This window comes from Rhodobacter sp. NTK016B, from assembly GCF_017303295.1.
Taxonomy (GTDB): domain Bacteria; phylum Pseudomonadota; class Alphaproteobacteria; order Rhodobacterales; family Rhodobacteraceae; genus Pararhodobacter.
Window position 1 is genome coordinate 229492 of sequence record NZ_JAFKOK010000005.1, and the last position, 20649, is coordinate 250140.

Genomic DNA, 20649 nt, shown 5'->3' on the forward strand with positions numbered 1-20649 from the left:
AAAGAAAAATATTTCGCACCCGATCGTTCGTCAGCCTCGCGCGCGGGAAGCGAACTTGCCCTTGCGGCATTCTTGTCGGAAAGTCACTTTTGATTGGCGAGGCTGAATTGACTTCATGATCAAATCTGTATCTCTTCGTCTATTGCCTGCCTTCTTCAGGCATCTGACCTAATAGGGAGACGACCATGACCAAGCTTGCACGTGCGCTGACCCTTTCGGTTTCAGCCGCCGCGCTGGCCCTGGCCGCCGGGGCCGCACAGGCCGAAACCGTCCGCTGGGCCCGCGTCGCCGATGCGCTGACCCTTGATCCGCACAGCCAGAACGAAGGGCCCACGCTGGCCCTGCTGCGCCACGTTTACGACACGCTGGTGTCGCGCGACGTCGACGGCACGCTGGCGCCGGGCCTTGCCACCGACTGGCAGATCCACCCCGACGATCCCACGATCTGGGTGCTGACGCTGCGCGAAGGCGTGACGTTCCAGGACGGTTCACCCTTCACCGCCGAGGACGTCGTGTTCTCGTATGAGCGGGTCTTGCACGAAGACTCGGGCTTCCGCGCGATTCACGCCGATGTTGTCGGCGCCGAGGCGGTGGACGATTACACCGTGCACGTGCAGATGAGCGGCCCGTCGCCGCTGTATCCCAACAACCTGACCAACTTCTTCATCGTCGACAAGGACTGGGCCGAGGCGAACGACGTCGTCACGCCGCAGAACTACGCCGCCGGCGACGAAAACTACGCGGTGCGTAATACCAACGGCACCGGGCCTTACCAGCTTGTGTCGCGCGATCCCGAGGTGCGCACCGTGCTCGAGGTCAATGACACGTATTGGGGCGACGCGCCGCAGGTCACCGAGGTGATCTATCAGCCGATCCCGGAAGCCGCGACGCGCATCGCCGCGCTGTTGTCGGGCGAGGTCGATTTCGTGCAGGACGTGCCGGTGCAGGATATCGCCCGGCTCGAGCAGACCGAGGGCGTGAATGTCGTCACCGGCCCGGAAAACCGCAACATCTTCTTCGCCTATGACGCAAGCTCGGACACGCTGCAATCGAGCAACGTGGACGACAACCCGTTCTCGCATCCCGAGATCCGCGAAGCCATGGCGCTGGCGCTGGACCGTGACGCGATCCGGCAGGTCGTGATGCGCGGCCAGTCGCAGCCGTCGGCCGCGCCGCTGCCGCCCTTCGTCAATGGCTGGACGGAAGAGATGAACGAGTACGGCGCGCCCGATTACGAGCGCGCGGCCGAGCTGGTCTCGTCGGTTTATCCCGATGGCTTCTCGGTGCAGCTCGACTGCCCGAACGACCGCTACCTGAACGACGAGGCGATCTGCCAGGCGATGGTGGGGATGCTGGGCCGTATCGGCATCGACGTGTCGCTGAACTCGCAGACGCGCTCGCTGCACTTCCCGCTGATCGAGAATTGGGAAACCGATTTCTACATGCTGGGCTGGGGCGTGCCGACCTTCGATTCGGCCTATATCTTCAACTTCCTCGTGCATACGCGCGAAGGGTCGTACGGCGCCTATAACGGTGGCCGCTATTCGAACCCGGAAGTCGATGCGATGATCGAATCGATTGCCACGATGACCGATCTGGACGAGCGCAACGCAGTGATCGCGCAGATCTGGGATCAGGTGATGGAAGACCGCGTCTTCCTGAACGTGCATAACCAGCTTCTGGCCTATGCGGTGCGCGACGGTCTGAATATCGAGGTGCATCCCGAGAACTCGCCGACGCTCTGGACCGTCACCGTCGACTGACCTCGGCTCTGAGCCATGCGCCCGGCCGGCCCCGTGCCCGGCCGGGCGTTTGCCATCGCGCCCGCCTGTCGTCTAGGCTGGGCGCGGCGCTATCCAAGCCGACCATCCCGATGCCCGGCGCCGCCGCGGTGTCATCGCCAGCCCCGCCACGCGCGAACCATGACGGGACACGCCCATGATCGCCTTCATCATCCGACGTCTGCTGCAATCCATCATCGTCATGGTGGCGGTTGCGGCGGTCTCATTCACCCTGTTTCGCTTCGTCGGCGACCCGGTCAACTCGATGGTCGGGCAGGAAGCCTCGATCGCGGATCGTCAGGCGCTTCGCGACAGCCTTGGGCTGAACGATCCGATCCTTCTGCAATTCGCCCGTTTCATGGGCAATGCCGCGCAGGGCGAGTTCGGGATTTCCTATCGCCTGCAGATGCCGGTGACCGAGCTGATCCTGCAGCGCCTGCCTGCGACGATCGAACTGGCGCTGGTCTCGGGCTTTCTGGCCTTTGTCGTCGGGCTGTCGCTGGGGGTCTATACCGCGCTCAGGCGACGGGGCGTGATGTCGAATATCATCATGACCGGCTCGCTGATCGGCGTGTCGCTGCCTACCTTCCTGATCGGCGTCCTGCTGATCTGGGTTTTTGCCGTCGAGCTGCGCTGGCTGCCCTCGAACGGGCGGGGCGAGGTCGTGGCGCTGGGTGACTGGTGGTCGACCGGGCTGCTCACGCATTCCGGGCGGCTGGCGCTGATCCTGCCGGCGATCACGCTGGGTCTGTACCAGATGACGCTGATCATGCGGCTGGTGCGTGCCGAGATGCTGGAAGTCCTGCGCACCGATTATATCAAGTTTGCCCGCGCCCGTGGCCTGTCGGCCCGCGCGATCAATTTCGGCCATGCGCTGAAGAACACGCTGGTGCCGGTGATCACCATTACCGGCTTGCAGCTGGGTTCGATCATCGCCTTCGCCATCATCACCGAGACGGTGTTCAACTGGCCCGGCGTCGGCGCGCTGTTCATCAACTCGGTCCGCTTCGTCGATGTGCCGGTGATGGCCGCGTATCTGATGATGATCGCGCTGGTCTTCGTCGTGATCAACCTGATCGTCGATCTGCTTTATTACGCGGTCGATCCGCGCCTGCGCGTGGATCGCGCCGGCAAAGCCCATTGACGGGAGCCACGCCATGACCCCTGAGAGCAAAACCCCCGTTCCGTCCAAGCCCCCCGGTCGCCTGTACCGCGCCTGGGACAGCGATCTGGCCTATGCCTTTCGTACCTCGCCGGTGGCCGTTGTCGCGACGCTCGTCGCGCTGGTGATCATTTTCTGCGCCGTCTTAGCGCCGTGGCTGGCGCCGATGAACCCCTATAACCCCGCCGGGCTGAACCTGATGAACGGTTTCACCCCGCCGATGGAGCCCAACGCCTTTACCGGCGAAACCTTCGTGATGGGCGCCGACAATCAGGGCCGCGACATGTTGTCGACCATCATGTATGGCACCCGGACCTCGCTGTTTGTGGGCGCGATGGCTGTCGTGTTCGCCATGGTGCTGGGCATTTCCATCGGGCTGTTCGCGGGCTGGCGCGGCGGCTGGGTCGACAGCGCGCTGATGCGCGTCGCGGATGTGCAGCTGGCCTTCCCGGCGATCCTGATCGCGCTGCTGATCTTCGGCATCGCGCGCGGCTTCATCCCCGACAACCTGCGCGACCAGATGGCGATCTGGGTGCTGATCGTCGCCATCGGCCTGTCGGACTGGGTGCAGTTCGCCCGCGTCGTTCGCGGCGCCGCGATGGTCGAGAAGAACAAGGAATACGTGCAGGCCGCCCGCGTTATCGGCGCGCATCCGGCCAAGATCATGTTCCGCCATATCCTGCCCAACGTGATGGGGCCGGTGCTGGTCATCGCGACGATCTCGCTGGCGCTGGCGATCATTGCCGAGGCGACGCTGTCGTTCCTTGGCGTGGGCGTGCCGCCGACGCAGCCCAGCCTGGGCACGCTGATCCGCATCGGGCAGTCGTTCCTGATCTCGGGCGAATGGTGGATCCTGCTGTTCCCCGCCCTCACCCTTCTGGCGCTTGCGCTGTCGGTCAACCTGCTGGGTGACTGGCTGCGCGACGCGCTGAACCCTCGTCTTCGTTAAGGGAGGCCCGCAATGGCAGACCCCCTGCTTTCCGTCCGCGATCTGGTGGTGGAGTTCCCCACCCGCCGCGGCACGCTTCGCGCGCTGGATCGCGTCAGCTTCGACATCATGCCGGGCGAGGTGCTGGGCATGGTCGGTGAATCCGGCGCCGGGAAATCCATCACCGGCGCCGCCATCATCGGCCTGATCGAGCCGCCCGGCCGCATCGCTGGCGGCGAGATCCGGCTCAAGGGCGAGCGGATTGACAACCTGCGCCCCTACGCCCTGCGCAAGATCCGGGGCAAGCGGATCGGCATGGTGTTTCAGGACCCGCTGACCTCGCTCAACCCGCTCTATACCGTCGCCCAGCAGCTGATCGAAACGATCCGCACGCATATCGACTGTTCCGAGGCCGAGGCGCGCAAACGGGCCGTCGCGCTTCTGGACCGCGTGGGTATCCCCGCCGCCGAAAGACGGATCGACGACTATCCCCACCATTTCTCGGGCGGGATGCGGCAGCGCGTGGTGATCGCGCTGGCGCTTTGCGCCGAGCCGGAACTGGTGATCGCCGATGAGCCGACAACGGCGCTCGACGTGTCGGTGCAGTCGCAGATCATCGAGGTGCTCAAGGACATCTGCGCCGAACGCGGCGCCGCCGTGATGCTGATCACCCACGATATGGGCGTGATCGCCGAAACCGCCGACCGCGTGGCCGTGCTCTATGCCGGACGCATGGCCGAGGTGGGCCCGGTGCGCGAAGTGATCACCGAGGCGTTGCATCCCTATACGCAGGGCCTGATGGGCTCGATTCCGACGCTGACGCAGGAAAGCGACCGGCTGGTGCAGATCCCCGGCTCGATGCCCCGTCTCAACGCGATCCCGCAGGGCTGCGCCTTCAATCCGCGCTGCGACCGGGCCTTTGCCCCCTGTTTCACCGACCGCCCCGACTTGCTGTCGCCCGAAGCGGGGCGGCAGGTGGCCTGCTGGCTGCATGATCCGGCCAAAGCGCAAGAGGTGCCTCATGGCTGAGCCGCTGCTGAAGATAGACGGGCTGACGCGCCGGTTCGACGTCTCGAAACCCTGGCTCAACCGGGTGATCGAGCGCGAGGAAAAGCAATTCCTCACCGCCAACGCGGATGTCAGTTTCGAAATCGCACGGGGCGAGACCTTTGCACTGGTGGGCGAATCCGGGTCGGGCAAGTCGACGATTGCCAAGATGGTGGTGGGCCTGCTGCCGCCGTCGGCGGGCACGATCACCTTCGACGGACAGAGGATCGACACCAGCGCAGGCATCCCCCGCAGCCTGCGCCGCCGGTTCCAGATGATCTTTCAGGATCCGTTCGCCAGCCTCAATCCGCGCTGGCGGGTGGGCGAGATCATTGCAGAGCCGATCCGCACCTTTGGCCTGATGAACCCGACCGACGCCCGCAAAGAGGCCGCGCGGCTGCTCGAAGTCGTCGGTCTGTCGGCGGGGGATGTGAACAAGTTTCCGCATGAATTCTCGGGCGGTCAGCGTCAGCGGATCGCCATCGCGCGGGCGCTTTCGTCAAAGCCGGAATTCATCGTCTGTGACGAGCCGACCTCGGCGCTGGACGTGTCGGTGCAGGCGCAGATCCTGAATCTGATGCGCGACCTGCAGGACGAATTCGGCCTGACCTATCTGCTGATCAGTCACGACCTGTCGGTGGTCCGGCACATGGCGAACCGGATCGGCGTGCTTTATCTGGGGCGGCTGGTCGAGGTGGCGCAGGGCAAGAAGCTGTTCACCGAGCCGCAGCATCCCTATACGCGCATGCTGCTGGACGCGGTGCCGGATCTGGCGCTGTCGGGGCGCAGGCGGCGTCCGGTCGAAGGCGAGATCCCCAATCCGATCTCGCCGCCGCCGGGTTGCGCCTTCCATCCGCGCTGCCCGCTGGTCCATGACCGCTGCCGCCACGAAGTGCCGCAGCCGCAGCCGACACCGATCGGACAGGCGGCGTGCCACGCGCTGGACCGCGTCGATACGGCCTGAACCCGGGCCGGAGCCACGTCGGAGCGGGCCGTCGGCTCAATCCGTTTCACGGCTTGTCCGGGCGTCGAAAGCCCGGACAACCGCGATCATGTCTTCGTCTTGCAGCCCCAATTCTTCGGTCTGGGCGTAAAGCGTGGTGCAGGCCGTCATCAGCGGATGCGCGGTGCCCGCCGCCTGCGCGGCTTCTACCACCAGACGGCTGTTCTTGAGCACATCCGAAATCGCCGCCTGCCGCGAAAAATCATCGCGCAGAAGCTTGTCCAGCTTCACGCGCGAGACGTCGCTGGCCATCGGCCCGGCGTTCAGGATCTCGACGAAGCGTGCCATATCCAGCCCATGCTGCGCCGCGAAATGCGCCGATTCAGCAAGGCCGGTCACCATGGTGATCAGGAACACGTTGACCGCGAGCTTCATTTGCAACGCGCCGGGAACCTTGCCGCAGAGGAAGATCTGTTTGCACACAGGGGCGAGCAGCGCCTCAAGCCCGTCCAGATCGCCCGGATCACCGGCCAGCATTCCCACAAGCTGTCCCGCTTCCGCCGGCGCGCGCGAGCCGGAAACAGGCGCTTCGACATAGCGGCCCCCGGCGGCGCGGATATCCTCGGCCAGCGCTTTGGAATACGCCGCGGCGGTCGTCCCCATCGACACGATCCGCCGTCCCGCAACGCGATGGGCGAAGGCTTCGGTGCTGCGGCCCAGTACCGCATCGGTGGCGACATCATTTTCCAGCATCAGCAACACCGTCTCGCAGCGGGCGAACACGGCGTCGATATCGGGCGCGACCTCGGCCCCGGCTTGGGCGAGAGGGGTGCTGCGTTCAGGGGTCCGGTTCCAGACCGTCAGTGGCGTGCCAGCGCGGACGAGGTTCAGCGCCATCGGCGCGCCCATCGTGCCAAGGCCGATGAAGCCGGTGGATGCGGTGGTTGGCATGGGCGAGCCCTCCTTGTCTGTCGCGCAGGTTAGGGGGGCGTTCATGTTAGGAAAAACGAATTTATGGAAAGTCACGCTTTCGAATTTCCGGTAAATGGATGGCCGCCAGCGACGCATTGACAAGGCGCGTCCCGCTCGGCAGGTTGGCCGCACTCACCCGGGGGGTCTCGACAAGAGGCTGAGATACTGCTGGCCGGATTCCAAGACCGTGCAGCGCAGTGACCCGATGAACCTGATCCAGTTCACACTGGCGTAGGGATGGTGTCATGGCTGCGCGGGGGTCGCCCCGAACCAATCGGCGTCTTGCGCGGGCCACCTCCATTCGAACGCGGAACTGGGTCTCCAACGCTTCGAGCTATGGAGGCTCCGACCGATGAAAGACCTGACCCCAAGCGTTACCACGGGCCCGCTGCCCGCCTCGCGCCGCGTCTGGCAGGCGGGCGTGCTGCACCCCGATATCCGCGTGCCGATGCGCGAGATTGACCTGCACCCGACCTCGGGCGAACCGCCGGTGTCTGTCTATGACAGCTCTGGCCCTTACACCGATCCCGATGCCCGGATCGCCATCGACCGCGGGCTGCCGCGTCTGCGCGAGAGCTGGGTTGACGCTCGTGGCGATACCGAACGCTATGACGGTCGCCATGTCCGGCCCGAGGATAACGGCTTTGCCGATGGCGCGCGGCTGGTGCCGGAATTCCCGGTGCGCCACGCCCCGCGCCGGACTTCCGGCGGTCGCGCGGTGACGCAGATGGCCTATGCCCGCGCGGGCCTCGTCACGCCCGAGATGGAATTCGTCGCGATCCGCGAGAATATGGGCCGCAAGGCCGCCAAGGAGGCGCTGCTGCGCGACGGCGAGGATTTCGGCGCCGAGATCCCTGATTTCATAACGCCCGAATTCGTGCGTGACGAAGTGGCCAAGGGACGGGCGATCATCCCCGCCAATATCAACCACCCCGAGGCCGAGCCGATGGCAATCGGCCGCAACTTTCTGGTCAAGATCAACGCCAATATCGGCAATTCCGCCGTCACCTCGTCGATGGCCGAAGAGGTCGAAAAGATGGTCTGGGCCACCCGCTGGGGCGCAGATACGGTCATGGACCTGTCGACCGGGCGCAACATCCACAACATCCGCGACTGGATCCTGCGCAACAGCCCCGTGCCCATTGGCACGGTGCCGCTCTATCAGGCGCTGGAAAAGGTCGGCGGCATTGCCGAGGATCTGAGCTGGGAGGTCTTCCGCGATACGCTGATCGAACAGGCCGAGCAGGGGGTGGATTACTTCACCATCCATGCGGGCGTGCGGCTGCACATGATCCCGATGACGGTCGACCGGGTCACGGGGATCGTATCGCGCGGCGGGTCGATCATGGCGAAATGGTGCCTGCACCATCACCGCGAGAGCTTCCTCTACGAGCATTTCGACGAGATCTGCGACATCGCGCGCGCCTATGATGTCAGCTTCTCGCTGGGTGACGGGTTGCGCCCCGGCTCGATCGCCGATGCCAACGACCAAGCGCAGTTTGCCGAGTTGGAGACGCTGGGGGAACTCACGCAGATCGCCTGGGCCAAGGATTGTCAGGTCATGATCGAAGGGCCGGGCCATGTGCCCATGCACAAGATCAAGGCCAATATGGACAAGCAGCTCGCCACCTGCGCCGAGGCGCCGTTCTACACCCTAGGGCCGCTCACGACCGATATCGCGCCGGGCTACGACCATATCACCAGCGGTATCGGCGCGGCGATGATCGGCTGGTTCGGCTGCGCGATGCTTTGCTACGTCACGCCCAAGGAACATCTGGGCCTGCCCGACCGCGACGATGTGAAGACCGGCGTCATCACCTACAAGATCGCCGCTCATGCCGCCGATCTGGCCAAGGGACATCCGGCGGCGCAGGCCCGCGACGATGCGCTGTCACGCGCAAGATTCGAGTTCCGGTGGGAAGATCAGTTCAACCTGTCGCTCGACCCTGAAACGGCGCGGTCGATGCATGACGAGACCCTGCCCAAGGAAGCCCACAAGGTCGCGCATTTCTGTTCGATGTGCGGGCCGAAATTCTGCTCGATGCGGATCAGCCACGACATCCGCGCCGAGGCCCAGAAAGAGGGGATGGAGAAGATGGCCGAGAAGTTCCGCGAAGGCGGAGATCTGTATATCCCGCTGGAGGACGTGAAATGAGCCAGTCACCTCAGGAATTGCTGGCCGCGCTGCGCGCCGCGCCGCCGCTGGTGCAATGCATTACCAACTATGTCGCCATGAACATCGCCGCGAATGTGCTGCTGGCCGCCGGGGCCTCGCCTGCGATGGTCTCGGATGCCGAGGAAGCCGGGGAATTTGCCCGCATCGCCGGTGCGCTGACGGTGAATATCGGCACGCTGTCCTCGCCCTTCCTGTCGGGGATGCGCGCGGCGATTGAGGGGGCTCAGGCCGCCGGGAAACCGTGGGTTCTGGACCCCGTCGCCTGTCAGGCCACGGCGCTGCGGCGCCGGACGGCGGCGGATCTGGTGGCGCTGAAACCGACGATCATCCGGGGCAACGCGTCCGAGATCCTGTCGCTGGCGGGCGAGGCCAGTCAGGGGCAGGGCGTCGACGGGCGCGACAGCGTGAGCCTCGCGGAAGACGCGGCACGCTGGCTGGCTGTGCAGACCGGGGGCGTGGTCGCGGTGACGGGCGAGAGCGATTTCGTCACCGACGGCACGCGCGCGGCACGGATCGCGGGCGGCTCGCCCTATATGCCGATGAACACCGCCTTGGGCTGTTCCCTGACCGGGTTGTGCGGCGCCTATGCGGCGGTTGCGGATGACCCGTTCGACGCCACCATTGCGGCGCTGGCGCATTTCGCCGTTGCGGGGCGCCGCGCGCATGAGGGGGCGCAGGGGCCGGGCAGCTTTGCGCCGCGTTTCCTCGACGCGCTGCACGCCGTGACTCCCGAAGCGCTGGGGGCCGAGGTCAAAATCCGCGCGCTGGAAAGTGTCGCGGCATGAAGCCGTCTTTCGACCTGTCGCTGTACCTCGTGCTCGATCCCGGCCTTTGCGCCGGGATCGGGATGGTGGAAACCGCGCGCCGGGCGGTCGCGGGCGGCGCGACGATGGTCCAGCTGCGCGACAAGACGGGCGGCACGGCGGCAATGATCGAAACCGGCCGAGCCCTGAAACGCGCGCTTGCGGGAAGCGGGGCGCGGCTGATCGTCAACGACGATGTCGAGGCTGCGGTCGCGATCGGCGCGGATGGCCTGCATATCGGGCAGGGCGATATGGCCGTGGCCGAGGCCCGCGCGCGGATCGGGAAGGCGATGCTTCTGGGCCTGTCGGTGGAAAGCCCCGCGCTGGCTGCGGCGGTCGATCCGCATCTGATCGATTACATCGGCGCCGGGCCGGTCTTTGCCACGCCCACCAAACAGGACCACAAGCGCCCGGTCGGCTTTGACGGATTGGCGGCGCAGGTCGCGGCCAGCCCGGTCCCGGCGGTCGCCATCGGCGGGATGAAACGCCAACATATCGCACAGGCCTTCGCCGCCGGTGCGCGGGGCATCGCGGTGGTGTCGGCGATCTGCGGCCAGCCCGATCCGCAAACCGCGGCGCAGGCGATGCGCGAGGAGATCGACGCTTTATCCCGCTGACCGCCAGAGCGCGTGGAAATGATGCACCGGCCCATGGCCTCGGCCGACATCGAGCGCGTCGCTGGCCGCAAGCGCGCCGCTCAGATAGGCCTTGGCCTGCGCAACCGCCTCGGGCACCGCCATCCGGGGAAGCAGCGCGGCAAGGGCTGAAGACAGCGTGCAGCCGGTGCCGTGGTCGTTGGTCGTGGCGATGCGTGGCGCGGGAAAAGCGGTGACGCCACTGGGCCCGGCCAGCAGGTCGGTGCTGTCGGCGCTCTCGGTCAGATGACCGCCCTTCAGCAGCACCCAGTCCGCCCCCAGCGCCTGCAGCGCGGGCAGGGCCGCGCGCATTGACCCGGTATCCCAATCGTCGGGGCGGCCCAGCAGCACGGCGGCCTCGGGCAGGTTCGGCGTGATGATTGTGGATAATGGCGCCAGCAGGTCGCGCACTGCGGCGACCGCCTCGGGCGCCAGCAGGGCATGGCCGCTTTTCGCCACCATCACCGGGTCGAGCACCACATTGCGCGCACTATGGTGCCGCAGCCGGTCCGCCACGGCCTCGGCAATCGCGGCATTCGCGATCATGCCGATCTTGACCGCGTCGATCCGCACATCGTCGAAGACCGCATCGATCTGATCCACGACGAAGGCGGGTTCAAGCGCCACGAAGGACCGCACCCCTTGGGTATTCTGCGCGACCACGGCGGTGATCGCCGAACAGGCATAGCCGCCAAGCGCCGAGATCGCCTTGATATCGGCCTGAATCCCGGCCCCGCCCGACGGATCGGTGCCCGCGATGCTGAGGATATTGGCGATCATGCCCCGCCCTCCGCCAGCAGCGCGGCGGCTTGCGCGGCGACATCGGCCACGTCTCGGCTGAGCGGCAGGCCCGAGTTCGGAAGCCCCGCCAGATCGACCCAGCGCGCCTCGAGCGCGTCATCGCCCGCGACCGGCTCGCCCCCGGTCCATTCGCACAAAACGGCGATCAGGATGAAATGGCGCCGTAGCATCCCGGCCGCGTCCCGGTCGAACGCATCGAGCGCGGTGAAGACCTGCAGCGCCTTGGCGGTGACGCCGGTTTCTTCGTGCAATTCGCGCAGGGCGGCGGTTTGAAGCGTCTCGCCTTTGTCGATCTTGCCGCCGGGAAAGCCCCACAGGCCCGCATCGGGCGGATTGGCGCGGCGCACCAGCAAAATGTCATCCCCCCGGATGACGACGGCCAGCACGGCGGGGATCGGGTGGTCGGGTGTCTGTGGGTTTGGCATGGCGGCCTCGGGCAATGAGGCCGGCAAGGGCAAGAAAGCGCTGCGGTCCTGTCCCTTCGCCGGCATGATCCGGATCAGGTTCTAAGGGTCACTGCGCTGCGCGGTCGTGGTGTCCGGCCAGCAATATCTCAGCCCCTTGTCGGGACCCCCCTCGGTGTGTCTCATCCTACCAAGATACGCTGCGGGTTCAACAGGTCTCGCGCGGCGCCGCACCGGGGGCGACATGCGTCAGCGTTTCGGCGCGCAGGGTATCGGCCAGCCTTTCGGCTATGCGCGAAAGGTCCGGAGCGCGCAGCAGCCGCACCTCGATATTTGGCAGGGCGGGCAAGTTGGGGTGATCGGTCAGCGCCACGATATCCTCGGGCTTGCCGTGATCGGTGCGGACCGCAATCCCCAGCCCCGAGCGCAGCGCCCCCCAGATCGCGGGCAGGCTGGGCGTGGTCAGCGCCGCGCGCCATCGGATCCGGCTTTGATCCAGCGCGGCGAGGGTCGCCTGCCGGAACAGGCAGGGATGGTCGAACAGCACAAGCGGGAGTGGCTGGGGCCAAGACCGCCCGGCCCGGTCGCGGTGGGCGAACCAGCGCATCGGCAATTCGCAGAGCGTTTCGCCCTCGGCGGCGCTGCCGGGACGGAAAAAGGCAATCGCCGCATCGAGGCGCCCGGCGCGGACCTCGTCGGCAAGCCGGTGGTTGTCGCCCGCGCGGATGTCGACATGAACGTCGTCATTCTCGCGCGTGAACTGCGTCAGCGTCGCGGGCATGACGTCGTCGAAGAAATCCTGCGGCAGGCCAAGACGGACCGTTGCCGCCGGGCTTGCGGCACCCAATTGCTGCGCTGCCTCGTCATTCAGGGCGATGATTCGGCGCGCATAGGCAATCAGCGCTTCGCCCGCCTCGGTCGGAACAAGCCCGCGTCCCTTGCGCAGGAACAGCGGCGCGCCGGCCTGATGTTCCAGCTTTTTCAGCTGCATGCTGACCGCCGATTGCGACCGCCCAAGCTGCACCGCCGCGCGCGCAAAGCTGCCCAGATCGGTCCCGACCACGATCGTGCGCAGGGCGTCCATGTCAAAGCTCGGCATTGTTTGCGATCCTGTGAAGTCTTGGGTGGCTCGTATTCGGGATGCGAAAGTCTTATCCCGCGCGTGCTGGCAGGCAAGGGGATGCGGGCCGCGTCCCCGGTCCGTCAGCGTTTCCTAATGGGGGTCTTCAGGACGACCGCAGATCGTCGAGATACATCCGCACCGCGTCCTGAACGTGGCGGAATCGGTCGCCGCCCAGATGCTTGCCGCCGAACCAGCGCGTCACGACGATGATGTGATCACGCAGCTCTTCGCGTTCGAGCATCCGCAGGATCACCATGCCCGCCCCGGCTTCACCATCGTCGTTCTTGATCGGTGCCTCATCGGTCAGAAGCGCCCATGTGTTGTGCGTGGCCTTGGCGAATTTCTTCTTGCGGCACAGCGTCTTGATGAAGGTTTTCGCCTCGTCCTCGGACGCGCAGGGGCCGCCGGAAACGGCGTATTTCGACCCTCGGTCCGAGATCACGTTGTCCAGAATGCGCATGAAGCAGGCTTACCGCCCGGACCGGGCCGGGGCAAGAAGCGCGGCCCATGCGGGGCCGGGCGGGTGCTGTCGAAACCGCGTCGCGGAAAAGTTGTTGACAGAGTCATGTTTTGTCGGAATCAATAGTACAATAACGTAAGTGAAGTTTCCTGATGCTACGGGAGGAGTGTCATGAGCCACGACGTGGTCAAAGAATACTCCGGCACGATCGAGCCGGGAGATCACCCCTATCTGCAAGGTCCCTGGGCTCCGCTGCATCAAGAGGTCAACGCTGATGACCTAATTTTGCTGGAAGGCGAGGTCCCGACCGATATCGACGGGGTCTACCTGCGCAACACGCAGAATCCGTTGCATCAATCCATGGATCGGTACCATCCGTTCGACGGGGACGGGATGATCCATCTGGCGGCCTTTCGCGAAGGAAAGGTGCAGTATCGTAATCGTTTCGTGCAAACCAAGGGCTTGCAGGCCGAAATCGAAAGCGGCGGGCGGCTTTGGGCCGGGCTGATGGAAGACCCGGCTTTGTCCAAACGCCCCGGCTGGGGCGCGCATGGCGCGCTGAAGGATGCCAGCAGCACGGATGTGGTTGTTCATGCCGGCAAGGCGCTATCGACCTATTTCCAATGCGGCGAAGGCTACCGCATGGACCCGCTGACGCTGGATCAGCAGGGTGTGCCCGACTGGTCGCCCGAACACGGCATCTCGGCCCATACCAAGGTGGATGAAGAAACTGGCGAATTGCTGTTCTTCAACTATTCGAAGACGCCGCCCTACATGCATTACGGCGTCGTCGATCGCAGCGACCGGCTGGTGCATTACACGCCGGTGCCGCTGCCGGGGCCACGCCTACCGCATGACATGGCCTTCACCAAGAATTACGCGATCCTCAACGATTTCCCGCTGCACTGGGACCCCGAGCTACTGAAGCGCGACAAGCATGTGGTGCGGTTCTTTAAGGACCAGCCTTCGCGCTTCGCGGTGATCCCGCGCCGGGGCGGGGCCGAGGATGTCCAGTGGTTCGAGGCCGCGCCGACCTTCGTGCTGCACTGGCTCAACGCCTATGAAGACGGCGACGAGATCGTGCTCGACGGGTATTTTCAGGAAGACCCGATGCCCACGAATTACGAGGGGGCGAAGCCGGGCTACGAGCGGATGATGTCCTATCTCGACCAGCACAAGATGGGCACCAAGCTGCATCGCTGGCGCTTTAACTTGAAGACCGGCGAGACGCGCGAAGAGCGGCTGGACGACCGGGTGCTGGAATTCGGCATGATCAACCAGAAATACGCGGGCAAGCCCTATCGCTACGCCTATTCGGCGGTGCAGGTGCCCGGCTGGTTCATCTTCAACGGCTATGTGAAGCACGACCTCGAAACGGGCGAAAGCTGGCAGCTGACCCTGCCCGAGGGGCTCTACGCCAGCGAGGCGCCCTTTGCACCGCGCGTCGGCGCCACGTCCGAGGATGACGGCTATCTGGTGACCTTCGTGATCAACGAAAAGACCGGCAAGTCCGAAGTCTGGCTGATCGACGCGAAGGATTTCGACAAGGGGGCGGTCTGCAAGCTGCAGCTTCCGCACCAGCTGGCGAGCGGGACGCATTCATGCTGGGCCAACGGTGCCGATTTCCGCGATGGCGGGATTCTGGCGCGCGCGGCCATGGGCTGAGGGAGGAAAACCATGGGACTCGAGACGATACCCGCCGAACAGGATTGGCTGGTCGAGAATGCCTCGATGCAAGGGGCCTTCGCGCCGATCCATAGCGAGATCGAAGCGCAGGATCTGGAAGTGATCGGCGAACTGCCCGAGGATCTGAACGGTCTTTATGTGCGCAACGGGCCCTCGCCCGCTCATGCGCCGCACGGGAAGTATCACTGGTTCGACGGCGACGGGATGCTGCACGCGGTGCGCTTTCAGGGGGGCCGCGCCACCTATCGCAACCGGATGGTGGAAACCGACGGTCTGAAAGCCGAACGCGAGGCCGGGCGCGCGCTGTGGCCGGGGCTCAAGGACCGGATGCCCGATGGCACGCTGCCCGATGACGCGCTGAAGAACACCGCGAATACCGATGTGAAGTTCCACAACGGCAAGCTCTATTCGATGTGGTACCGGGGCGGCGCGGTCTATACCGTCGATCCCGGCAGCCTGCAGACGCTGGGCAAGCTGGAACAGGACCCCCGGCTGGTGGGATTGCAGATCTCGGCCCACAGCCGGATCGACGAGGCGACGGGCGAATTCGTGTTCTTCGCCTATGGCAACCGCCATCCCTACATGCATTACGGGGTGATCGGGCCGGATGGCGCGCTGAAAACCTTCATGCCGGTCGAGCTGCCGGGGCCGCGCCTGCCGCATGATTGCGCGATCACGCCGAATTTCACGATCCTGCACGACTTCCCGCTGGTCAATAACCGCGAGGCGCTGCAACGGGGCCGCTATTCGCTGGAATTCCATCAGGACTGGCCGACCCGTTTTGCCGTCATCCCCCGGCACGGCACGCCCGATCAGATCCGCTGGTTCGAGTTCAGCCCGCGCTACATGCTGCATGTCTCGAATGCGTGGGAGGAAACCAACGCGCAGGGCGAACGCGAGCTGGTCATGCTCGGCACGCCCTATGCCATGCCGCGCGGCTACGATGGCGGGCTGGATGTGCAGCGGCTGCTGTTTACCATCGGCACACAGGGCACGGATTACGAGCTGTATCAGTGGCGCATGAACCTCGATACCGGGGCCACGCGCGAAGGGGTTGTTGACGACATCCTCAACACCGAATTCCCGATGATCAACACCCGCTTTCAGGGGGTGAAGAACCGCTACACCTATAACGTTCTGATGGGGCGTCCGCGCACGCTTGAACAGCCGCATTTCGCCGGGCTGGTGAAATACGACCTGCAGACCGGCGCTGCCGTCGCCTATCACCCGGGCGAGGGCTATTGGTTCTCGGAAGCGCCCTTCGCGCCGCGCGACGGGGCGGTCGAAGAAGATGACGGCTATGTCGTGGGCTTCGTGTGGAACGGGCTGGCCAACAGATCGGAAGTCTGGGTCACCGATGCGCGCGACATCTCGAAAGGTCCCATCGCGCGGGTGATCGTGCCGCAGCGGGTGCCGCATGGCTTCCATTCCTGCTGGGTGCGCGAAGATCAGCTGAGTGCGGCGCAGGTGGCCTGATGCCGGATCTGGGAGGAACCTGGCATCTGGTCGGTTGGGAGATCGAAACGGAGGGGCGCGTCACGCATCCCTTCGGCGAGTCCCCGACCGGGATGATCTGCTATACCGACGATGGCTTCATGTCGGCCTGCATCGCCCGCGCGGATCGTCCGCGCTGGTCGACCGGCAATCCGCGCAAGGCGCCCGATGCCGAGCGGATCGCCGCCTTTGAGAGCTATTTTCACTACGCGGGCACGTGGCGGATCGAAGAGCGCGAGGGCATTCCCCATGTCGTCCATGCCGTCACCCACAGCCTGAATCCCGACTTTCCCGGCACCGAACAGGTGCGCCGCATCGACCTTGAGGGCGGCGCGCTGACCCTGTCGGCGCAGGAAGGTCCCCGTCATCATCGCCTGCGCTGGAGACGCTGATGTTCGATCACGCCGCCACACTCGACCGCGCGCGTCAGGCCTGTGCCGAGCGCGCCTGCTGGTCGCCCTATCCCGAAATGCCCAAGCTCTACCCCGATGCAGAAAGCGCCGCCCCCGCGGGGCAGGCCGCGTTCGAGGCGATGCTGGGCAAGCCCTTCGCGCTGGATCTGCCGGGCGTAACCGGGCAGGCGGGCGAAGAGCTGTCGCCTTATACGCAAGAGCCCCTTGGCATCACCTATCCGCAGGCCGACTCCGACGCGCTGTTTGCCGCCGCCAAGGCCGCGATGCCGGGCTGGGCCGCCGCCGGGGTCGACACCCGCCTCATGCTGTTGATGGAGGGGCTCGACCGGCTCTACCGCGACCATCTGTTCACGCTGGTCCATTCGGTCATGCATACGGCGGGCCAGAGCTATAACATGGCCTATGCCGGGTCGGGGGTGAACGCGCTCGATCGCGGGATCGAGGCGCTGGTCTATGCCGAACAGGCGATGCGCGCGGTCACGCCGCAGGCGCATTGGGCGCGGCGGTTCGGTCGTGATGAGATTTCGTTGGAAAAGACCTATCGGCTGGTGCCGCGCGGCGTCGCGGTCTGCTTCACCTGCGCAAGCTTTCCGACATGGAACGCGTGGCCGTCGATGCTTGCCAGCCTTGCCACCGGCAACGCGGTGATCGTCAAGCCGCATCCCGCCAGCGTCTTGCCGATGGCGATCACCGTTCGCGTTTTTCGTGACCTGCTGGACGAGCAGGGCTTCGATCCAAACCTTGTGACGCTGTGTCTCGATACGCTCGACGCGCCCTTGGGCAAGGTGCTGATCAAGCATCCCGATTGCGCCATCGTCGATTTCACCGGCTCGGCCCGTTTCGGTCAGTGGGTCGAGGCCAACGCCCATCCCGCCATCGCTTTCACCGAAACCTCGGGCTGCAACACCGTGGTGCTGGCCGGGGCCGAGGATCTGGACGCGGCGATCCGCTCGCTGGCGACGACCATGTGCATGTTCTCGGCGCAGATGTGCACGAGCCCGCAGAATGTCTATCTGCCGCCGCAGATCGACACGTCCGATGGCCCGGTTGCACGCGAAGAGGTCGCTACGCGGCTGGCTGCCGCCATCGCCCGCCTGACAGAGGATCCGCGCCGCGCGTCGATGATCCTTGCCACAGTGCAGGGGGCGGGAACGCTGGACCTGATCGCGCGGATGCGCGACGAGGGACGCGCGCGGGGCAAGGTGCTGCTCGATAGCCGCCGCTATGAGCATCCCGATTTCCCCGGCGCCCGCACCGCGACGCCGCTTCTGGTGCAGCTGGGCAAAGAGGCGCGCGATCTCTATGCCGAGGAACGCTTCGGCCCGATCGGCTTCGTCATTGACTGCGACTCGGCCGAGGATGCGCTGGAACAGGCCACGACGGATGCGGCGCAGAAAGGCGGGATCACCGGCTTTCTCTATGCCCGGGACGAGGATCTGATTGCCCGCGCCGAAGACGCCTATTCCCGCGCCGGTGCGCAGCTGACCATCAACCTGACCGGCGCCATGCCGCTCAATTTCGCTGCCGCCTATAGCGATTACCACGTCACCGGGCTGAACGGCGCGGGCAATGCGGCGCTGACCACGCTGGCTTTCGTCGCCTCGCGCTTTGCCGTCACTCAATCCCGCCGTCCTGTTCCGCCGTCCCGAGAGGTCCGATAATGGCTGATCCGCTTCGCCTGCCGGTATTCGCCGCGCCCATGTTCCTCGTCTCGGGTCCCGAACTGGTGATCGCCGCCTGCAAAGCCGGGATTGTCGGTGCCTTTCCGACGCCCAATTGCCGCAGCATCGAACAGCTCGACGACTGGATGACCCGGATCCGGGCCGAGGTCGGCGAGGCCCCATGGTGCGCCAATCTGGTGACGCATTCCTCGAATGCGCGGTTGCCGCAGGATCTCGAGATGATCGACAAGCACAAGCCGCCCTTCGTCGTGACCGCGCTGGGATCGCCGAAACCGGCCATCGAGACGGTGCATGCCTATGGCGGCAAGGTGATCGCCGATGTGACGAGCGTTGCGCTGGCGCGCAAGGCGGTCGCGGCGGGGGCGGACGGGCTGGCCTGTATCTGCGCCGGGGCGGGCGGTCATACCGGGATGCTGTCGCCCTTTGCCTTTGTCAGCGCGGTGCGCGCCTTTTTCGACGGTCTGGTCATCGTCGGCGGCGGTATTACCGATGGCGCGGGCATTGCCGGGGCGATCGCGGCGGGAGCGGATTATGTCTATATGGGCACGCGCTTCATCGCCGCCGAGGAAAGCATGGCGCCCGCAGCCTACAAGGACATGCTGGCCGCCGCCCAGATCGAGGATCTGCTGATTAGCGCCGGGATCACCGGCACCCCGGCAAGCTGGCTGAAGCCGTCGCTGCGCGACAACGGGATGGACCCCGACGACATGCCCGACGCGCCGGGCCGCGCCTATGACAGCAGCCAGAGCCTGAAAGGCAAGCGCTGGGCCGATGTCTGGTCGGCGGGGCAGGGCGTCGGCGCGGTAACCGGGACGGAACCAGCCTCGGCCATCGTCGCGCGGCTGGAAGCGGAATATGACGCCGCGCGCGGACGCCTGTCGTCGCGGCTGGACCGGAGCGTCGCATGACTTTCATCCTTGGCACCGCGCAAAGTGATTTCGCCCGCGCCTGGTCGCGCGAGGGGCTGGATATCTCGGACATGATCCGGGACTCGGTTCTGGACGTTCTGGAAGACGCGCAGGTCACGCCCGATCAGGTCGAGAGCATCCATGTCGGCAACGCATTCGGCGAGATGCAGCGTCAGCAGGCGCATCTGGGCGCCATGGTCGCGCAGGTGGTGCCCGAGCTTTGGGGTGTTCCGGCGATGCGTCACGAAGGGGCCTGCGCCAGTGCCTCGCTCGCCGTGCTGGCGGCGATGGCCGAGATCGAGGCGGGGCGCTACGATTGCGTGCTGGTCGTCGGTGCCGAGGAGTTCAAGAACACCAAGGGGGACGCCGCCTCGGTCAACCAGAACGCCGCCGGCTGGCAGGGGCACGAGGATATTGACTGCCGCTTCCTGTGGCCCGCCGTGTTCGGGCTGGCCGCGCAGGAATACGACGCGCGCTATGGGCTGGACCGGCGCCATCTCAACCGGATCGCCGAATTGAATTACGGGAATGCCCGAAATAATCCGCTGGCGCAGACACGCGGCTGGGCTTTCAACGCGCTCAGCTTCACCGATGACGACAACGCCAACCCGGTGATCGAGCCGGGCACGCGGCGGCAGGATTGCGGGCAGATCACCGATGGTGCGGCCTCGCTGGTTCTGGCCTCGCCCGCCTTCGCGGCGGAATGGTCGCGCCGCACCGGCAAGCGCGCGGCGCGGATCGCGGGCTGGGGCCATCGCAATGCCGGGCTGCGCTTTCGCGACAAGCTTGAACGGCAGGGCGACTACGTCTTTCCGCATGTGCGCCAGACCATCGAGGATGCATGGCGCCGCGCCGGGATCGCCGGGATCGAGGCGGTGAGCGGGGTCGAGACGCATGATTGTTTCACCACCACCGAATACATCGCCATCGACCATCTGGGGCTGACCCCGCCGGGGCAAAGCTGGCAGGCAGTCGAGGATGGCAGCATCGAGGCGGGGGGCCGCTGCCCGGTGAACATGTCGGGCGGGCTGATCGGCTGCGGCCATCCGGTCGGCGCGACGGGTACGCGGATGCTGCGCGACGCGGCGCGGCAGGTGCTGGGTCAGGCCGAAGCCATGCAGATCGAGGGGGCCCAACGGATGCAGACGTTGAATATCGGCGGCTCGTTCGGCACCGTGGTGAGTTTCGTGGTCGAGGCGCAGTAAGACGCCAAGGCCATCGCGCCGGGCGA

19 protein-coding genes and 2 riboswitches are annotated in these 20649 nt (G+C 65.6%); of the genes, 14 read left to right on the forward strand and 5 right to left on the reverse strand.

Annotation, left to right across the window (positions count from 1 at the left end):
• The first annotated feature begins 185 nt into the window (after window positions 1-185).
• The 5 genes from JI664_RS08775 to JI664_RS08795 all read left to right on the forward strand — a co-directional run bounded on the left by JI664_RS08775 (window position 186) and on the right by JI664_RS08795 (window position 5882).
• Window positions 186-1763 (forward strand): ABC transporter substrate-binding protein, encoded by a 1578-nt coding sequence (locus JI664_RS08775; protein WP_207013331.1) that lies wholly within the window; start codon window positions 186-188, stop codon window positions 1761-1763.
• Window positions 1764-1938: 175 nt separating this feature from the next.
• Window positions 1939-2925, forward strand: coding sequence for an ABC transporter permease (locus JI664_RS08780; protein ID WP_207013332.1), 987 nt, complete (start codon window positions 1939-1941; stop codon window positions 2923-2925).
• Window positions 2926-2938: 13 nt separating this feature from the next.
• The gene (locus tag JI664_RS08785; RefSeq protein ID WP_207013333.1) at window positions 2939-3892 is read left to right on the forward strand and encodes an ABC transporter permease; all 954 of its coding nucleotides are present in this window, start codon (window positions 2939-2941) and stop codon (window positions 3890-3892) included.
• A gap of 12 nt (window positions 3893-3904) precedes the next feature.
• Window positions 3905-4900: an ABC transporter ATP-binding protein gene (locus tag JI664_RS08790; protein WP_207013334.1), complete on the forward strand. Its 996-nt coding sequence runs from the start codon at window positions 3905-3907 to the stop codon at window positions 4898-4900.
• Window positions 4893-5882: an ABC transporter ATP-binding protein gene (locus JI664_RS08795; protein ID WP_207013335.1), complete on the forward strand. Its 990-nt coding sequence runs from the start codon at window positions 4893-4895 to the stop codon at window positions 5880-5882. Before JI664_RS08790 ends, JI664_RS08795 begins: the two co-directional genes overlap by 8 nt.
• Window positions 5883-5918: 36 nt before the next feature.
• On the opposite strand, the gene JI664_RS08800 is transcribed toward JI664_RS08795, so the two are convergent.
• Window positions 5919-6812, reverse strand: coding sequence for an NAD(P)-dependent oxidoreductase (locus tag JI664_RS08800; RefSeq protein WP_207013336.1), 894 nt, complete (start codon window positions 6810-6812; stop codon window positions 5919-5921).
• Window positions 6813-6960: 148 nt separating this feature from the next.
• Window positions 6961-7089: riboswitch (TPP riboswitch) on the forward strand.
• 96 nt (window positions 7090-7185) lie between these two features.
• On the opposite strand from JI664_RS08800, the gene thiC reads away from it, so the two are divergent.
• Genes thiC through thiE form a run of 3 tightly spaced genes read left to right on the forward strand, consistent with a single transcriptional unit; the run spans window position 7186 to window position 10429 of the window.
• Window positions 7186-8988, forward strand: a complete 1803-nt coding sequence (gene thiC, locus JI664_RS08805; protein WP_207013337.1) for a phosphomethylpyrimidine synthase ThiC — start codon at window positions 7186-7188, stop codon at window positions 8986-8988.
• A complete protein-coding gene (gene thiM / locus JI664_RS08810) occupies window positions 8985-9794 on the forward strand; it encodes a hydroxyethylthiazole kinase (protein WP_207013338.1) in 810 nt (269 codons plus the stop codon). Before thiC ends, thiM begins: the two co-directional genes overlap by 4 nt.
• The gene (thiE, locus tag JI664_RS08815; protein ID WP_207013339.1) at window positions 9791-10429 is read left to right on the forward strand and encodes a thiamine phosphate synthase; all 639 of its coding nucleotides are present in this window, start codon (window positions 9791-9793) and stop codon (window positions 10427-10429) included. The genes thiM and thiE overlap by 4 nt, the downstream gene beginning before the upstream one ends.
• On the opposite strand, the gene thiD is transcribed toward thiE, so the two are convergent.
• The 4 genes from thiD to JI664_RS08835 form a co-directional block, all read right to left on the reverse strand.
• On the reverse strand, window positions 10418-11227 hold the full coding sequence (gene thiD / locus JI664_RS08820; RefSeq protein ID WP_207013340.1) for a bifunctional hydroxymethylpyrimidine kinase/phosphomethylpyrimidine kinase: 810 nt from the start codon (window positions 11225-11227) through the stop codon (window positions 10418-10420). The genes thiE and thiD overlap by 12 nt on opposite strands.
• Window positions 11224-11673, reverse strand: coding sequence for an NUDIX hydrolase (locus JI664_RS08825; RefSeq protein WP_207013341.1), 450 nt, complete (start codon window positions 11671-11673; stop codon window positions 11224-11226). The genes thiD and JI664_RS08825 overlap by 4 nt, the downstream gene beginning before the upstream one ends.
• Window positions 11674-11707: 34 nt before the next feature.
• Window positions 11708-11835: riboswitch (TPP riboswitch) on the reverse strand.
• Between the two features lie 25 nt (window positions 11836-11860).
• Window positions 11861-12751: a LysR substrate-binding domain-containing protein gene (locus JI664_RS08830; protein ID WP_207013342.1), complete on the reverse strand. Its 891-nt coding sequence runs from the start codon at window positions 12749-12751 to the stop codon at window positions 11861-11863.
• A 127-nt stretch (window positions 12752-12878) separates the two neighbouring features.
• Complete coding sequence (locus JI664_RS08835) at window positions 12879-13235, reverse strand: YigZ family protein (RefSeq protein WP_207013343.1); 357 nt, start codon at window positions 13233-13235, stop codon at window positions 12879-12881.
• A 171-nt stretch (window positions 13236-13406) separates the two neighbouring features.
• Here JI664_RS08835 and JI664_RS08840 point away from each other — a divergent pair, with 171 nt between their 5' ends.
• Genes JI664_RS08840 through JI664_RS08865 form a run of 6 tightly spaced genes read left to right on the forward strand, consistent with a single transcriptional unit; the run spans window position 13407 to window position 20623 of the window.
• Entirely contained in the window at window positions 13407-14900 is a 1494-nt protein-coding gene (locus JI664_RS08840; protein ID WP_207013344.1) for a carotenoid oxygenase family protein, read from the forward strand.
• A gap of 12 nt (window positions 14901-14912) precedes the next feature.
• Entirely contained in the window at window positions 14913-16397 is a 1485-nt protein-coding gene (locus JI664_RS08845) for a carotenoid oxygenase family protein (RefSeq protein WP_207013345.1), read from the forward strand.
• On the forward strand, window positions 16397-16807 hold the full coding sequence (locus JI664_RS08850; protein ID WP_207013346.1) for a lipocalin-like domain-containing protein: 411 nt from the start codon (window positions 16397-16399) through the stop codon (window positions 16805-16807). The genes JI664_RS08845 and JI664_RS08850 overlap by 1 nt, the downstream gene beginning before the upstream one ends.
• Window positions 16807-18489, forward strand: coding sequence for a phenylacetic acid degradation protein PaaN (paaN, locus tag JI664_RS08855; protein ID WP_207013347.1), 1683 nt, complete (start codon window positions 16807-16809; stop codon window positions 18487-18489). The genes JI664_RS08850 and paaN overlap by 1 nt, the downstream gene beginning before the upstream one ends.
• Complete coding sequence (locus JI664_RS08860) at window positions 18489-19418, forward strand: NAD(P)H-dependent flavin oxidoreductase (protein WP_207013348.1); 930 nt, start codon at window positions 18489-18491, stop codon at window positions 19416-19418. Before paaN ends, JI664_RS08860 begins: the two co-directional genes overlap by 1 nt.
• Window positions 19415-20623 carry an acetyl-CoA acetyltransferase gene (locus JI664_RS08865; protein ID WP_207013349.1) on the forward strand — a complete coding sequence of 403 codons (1209 nt, stop codon included), beginning with the start codon at window positions 19415-19417 and terminating at the stop codon, window positions 20621-20623. The genes JI664_RS08860 and JI664_RS08865 overlap by 4 nt, the downstream gene beginning before the upstream one ends.
• The last annotated feature ends 26 nt before the right edge of the window (window positions 20624-20649 follow it).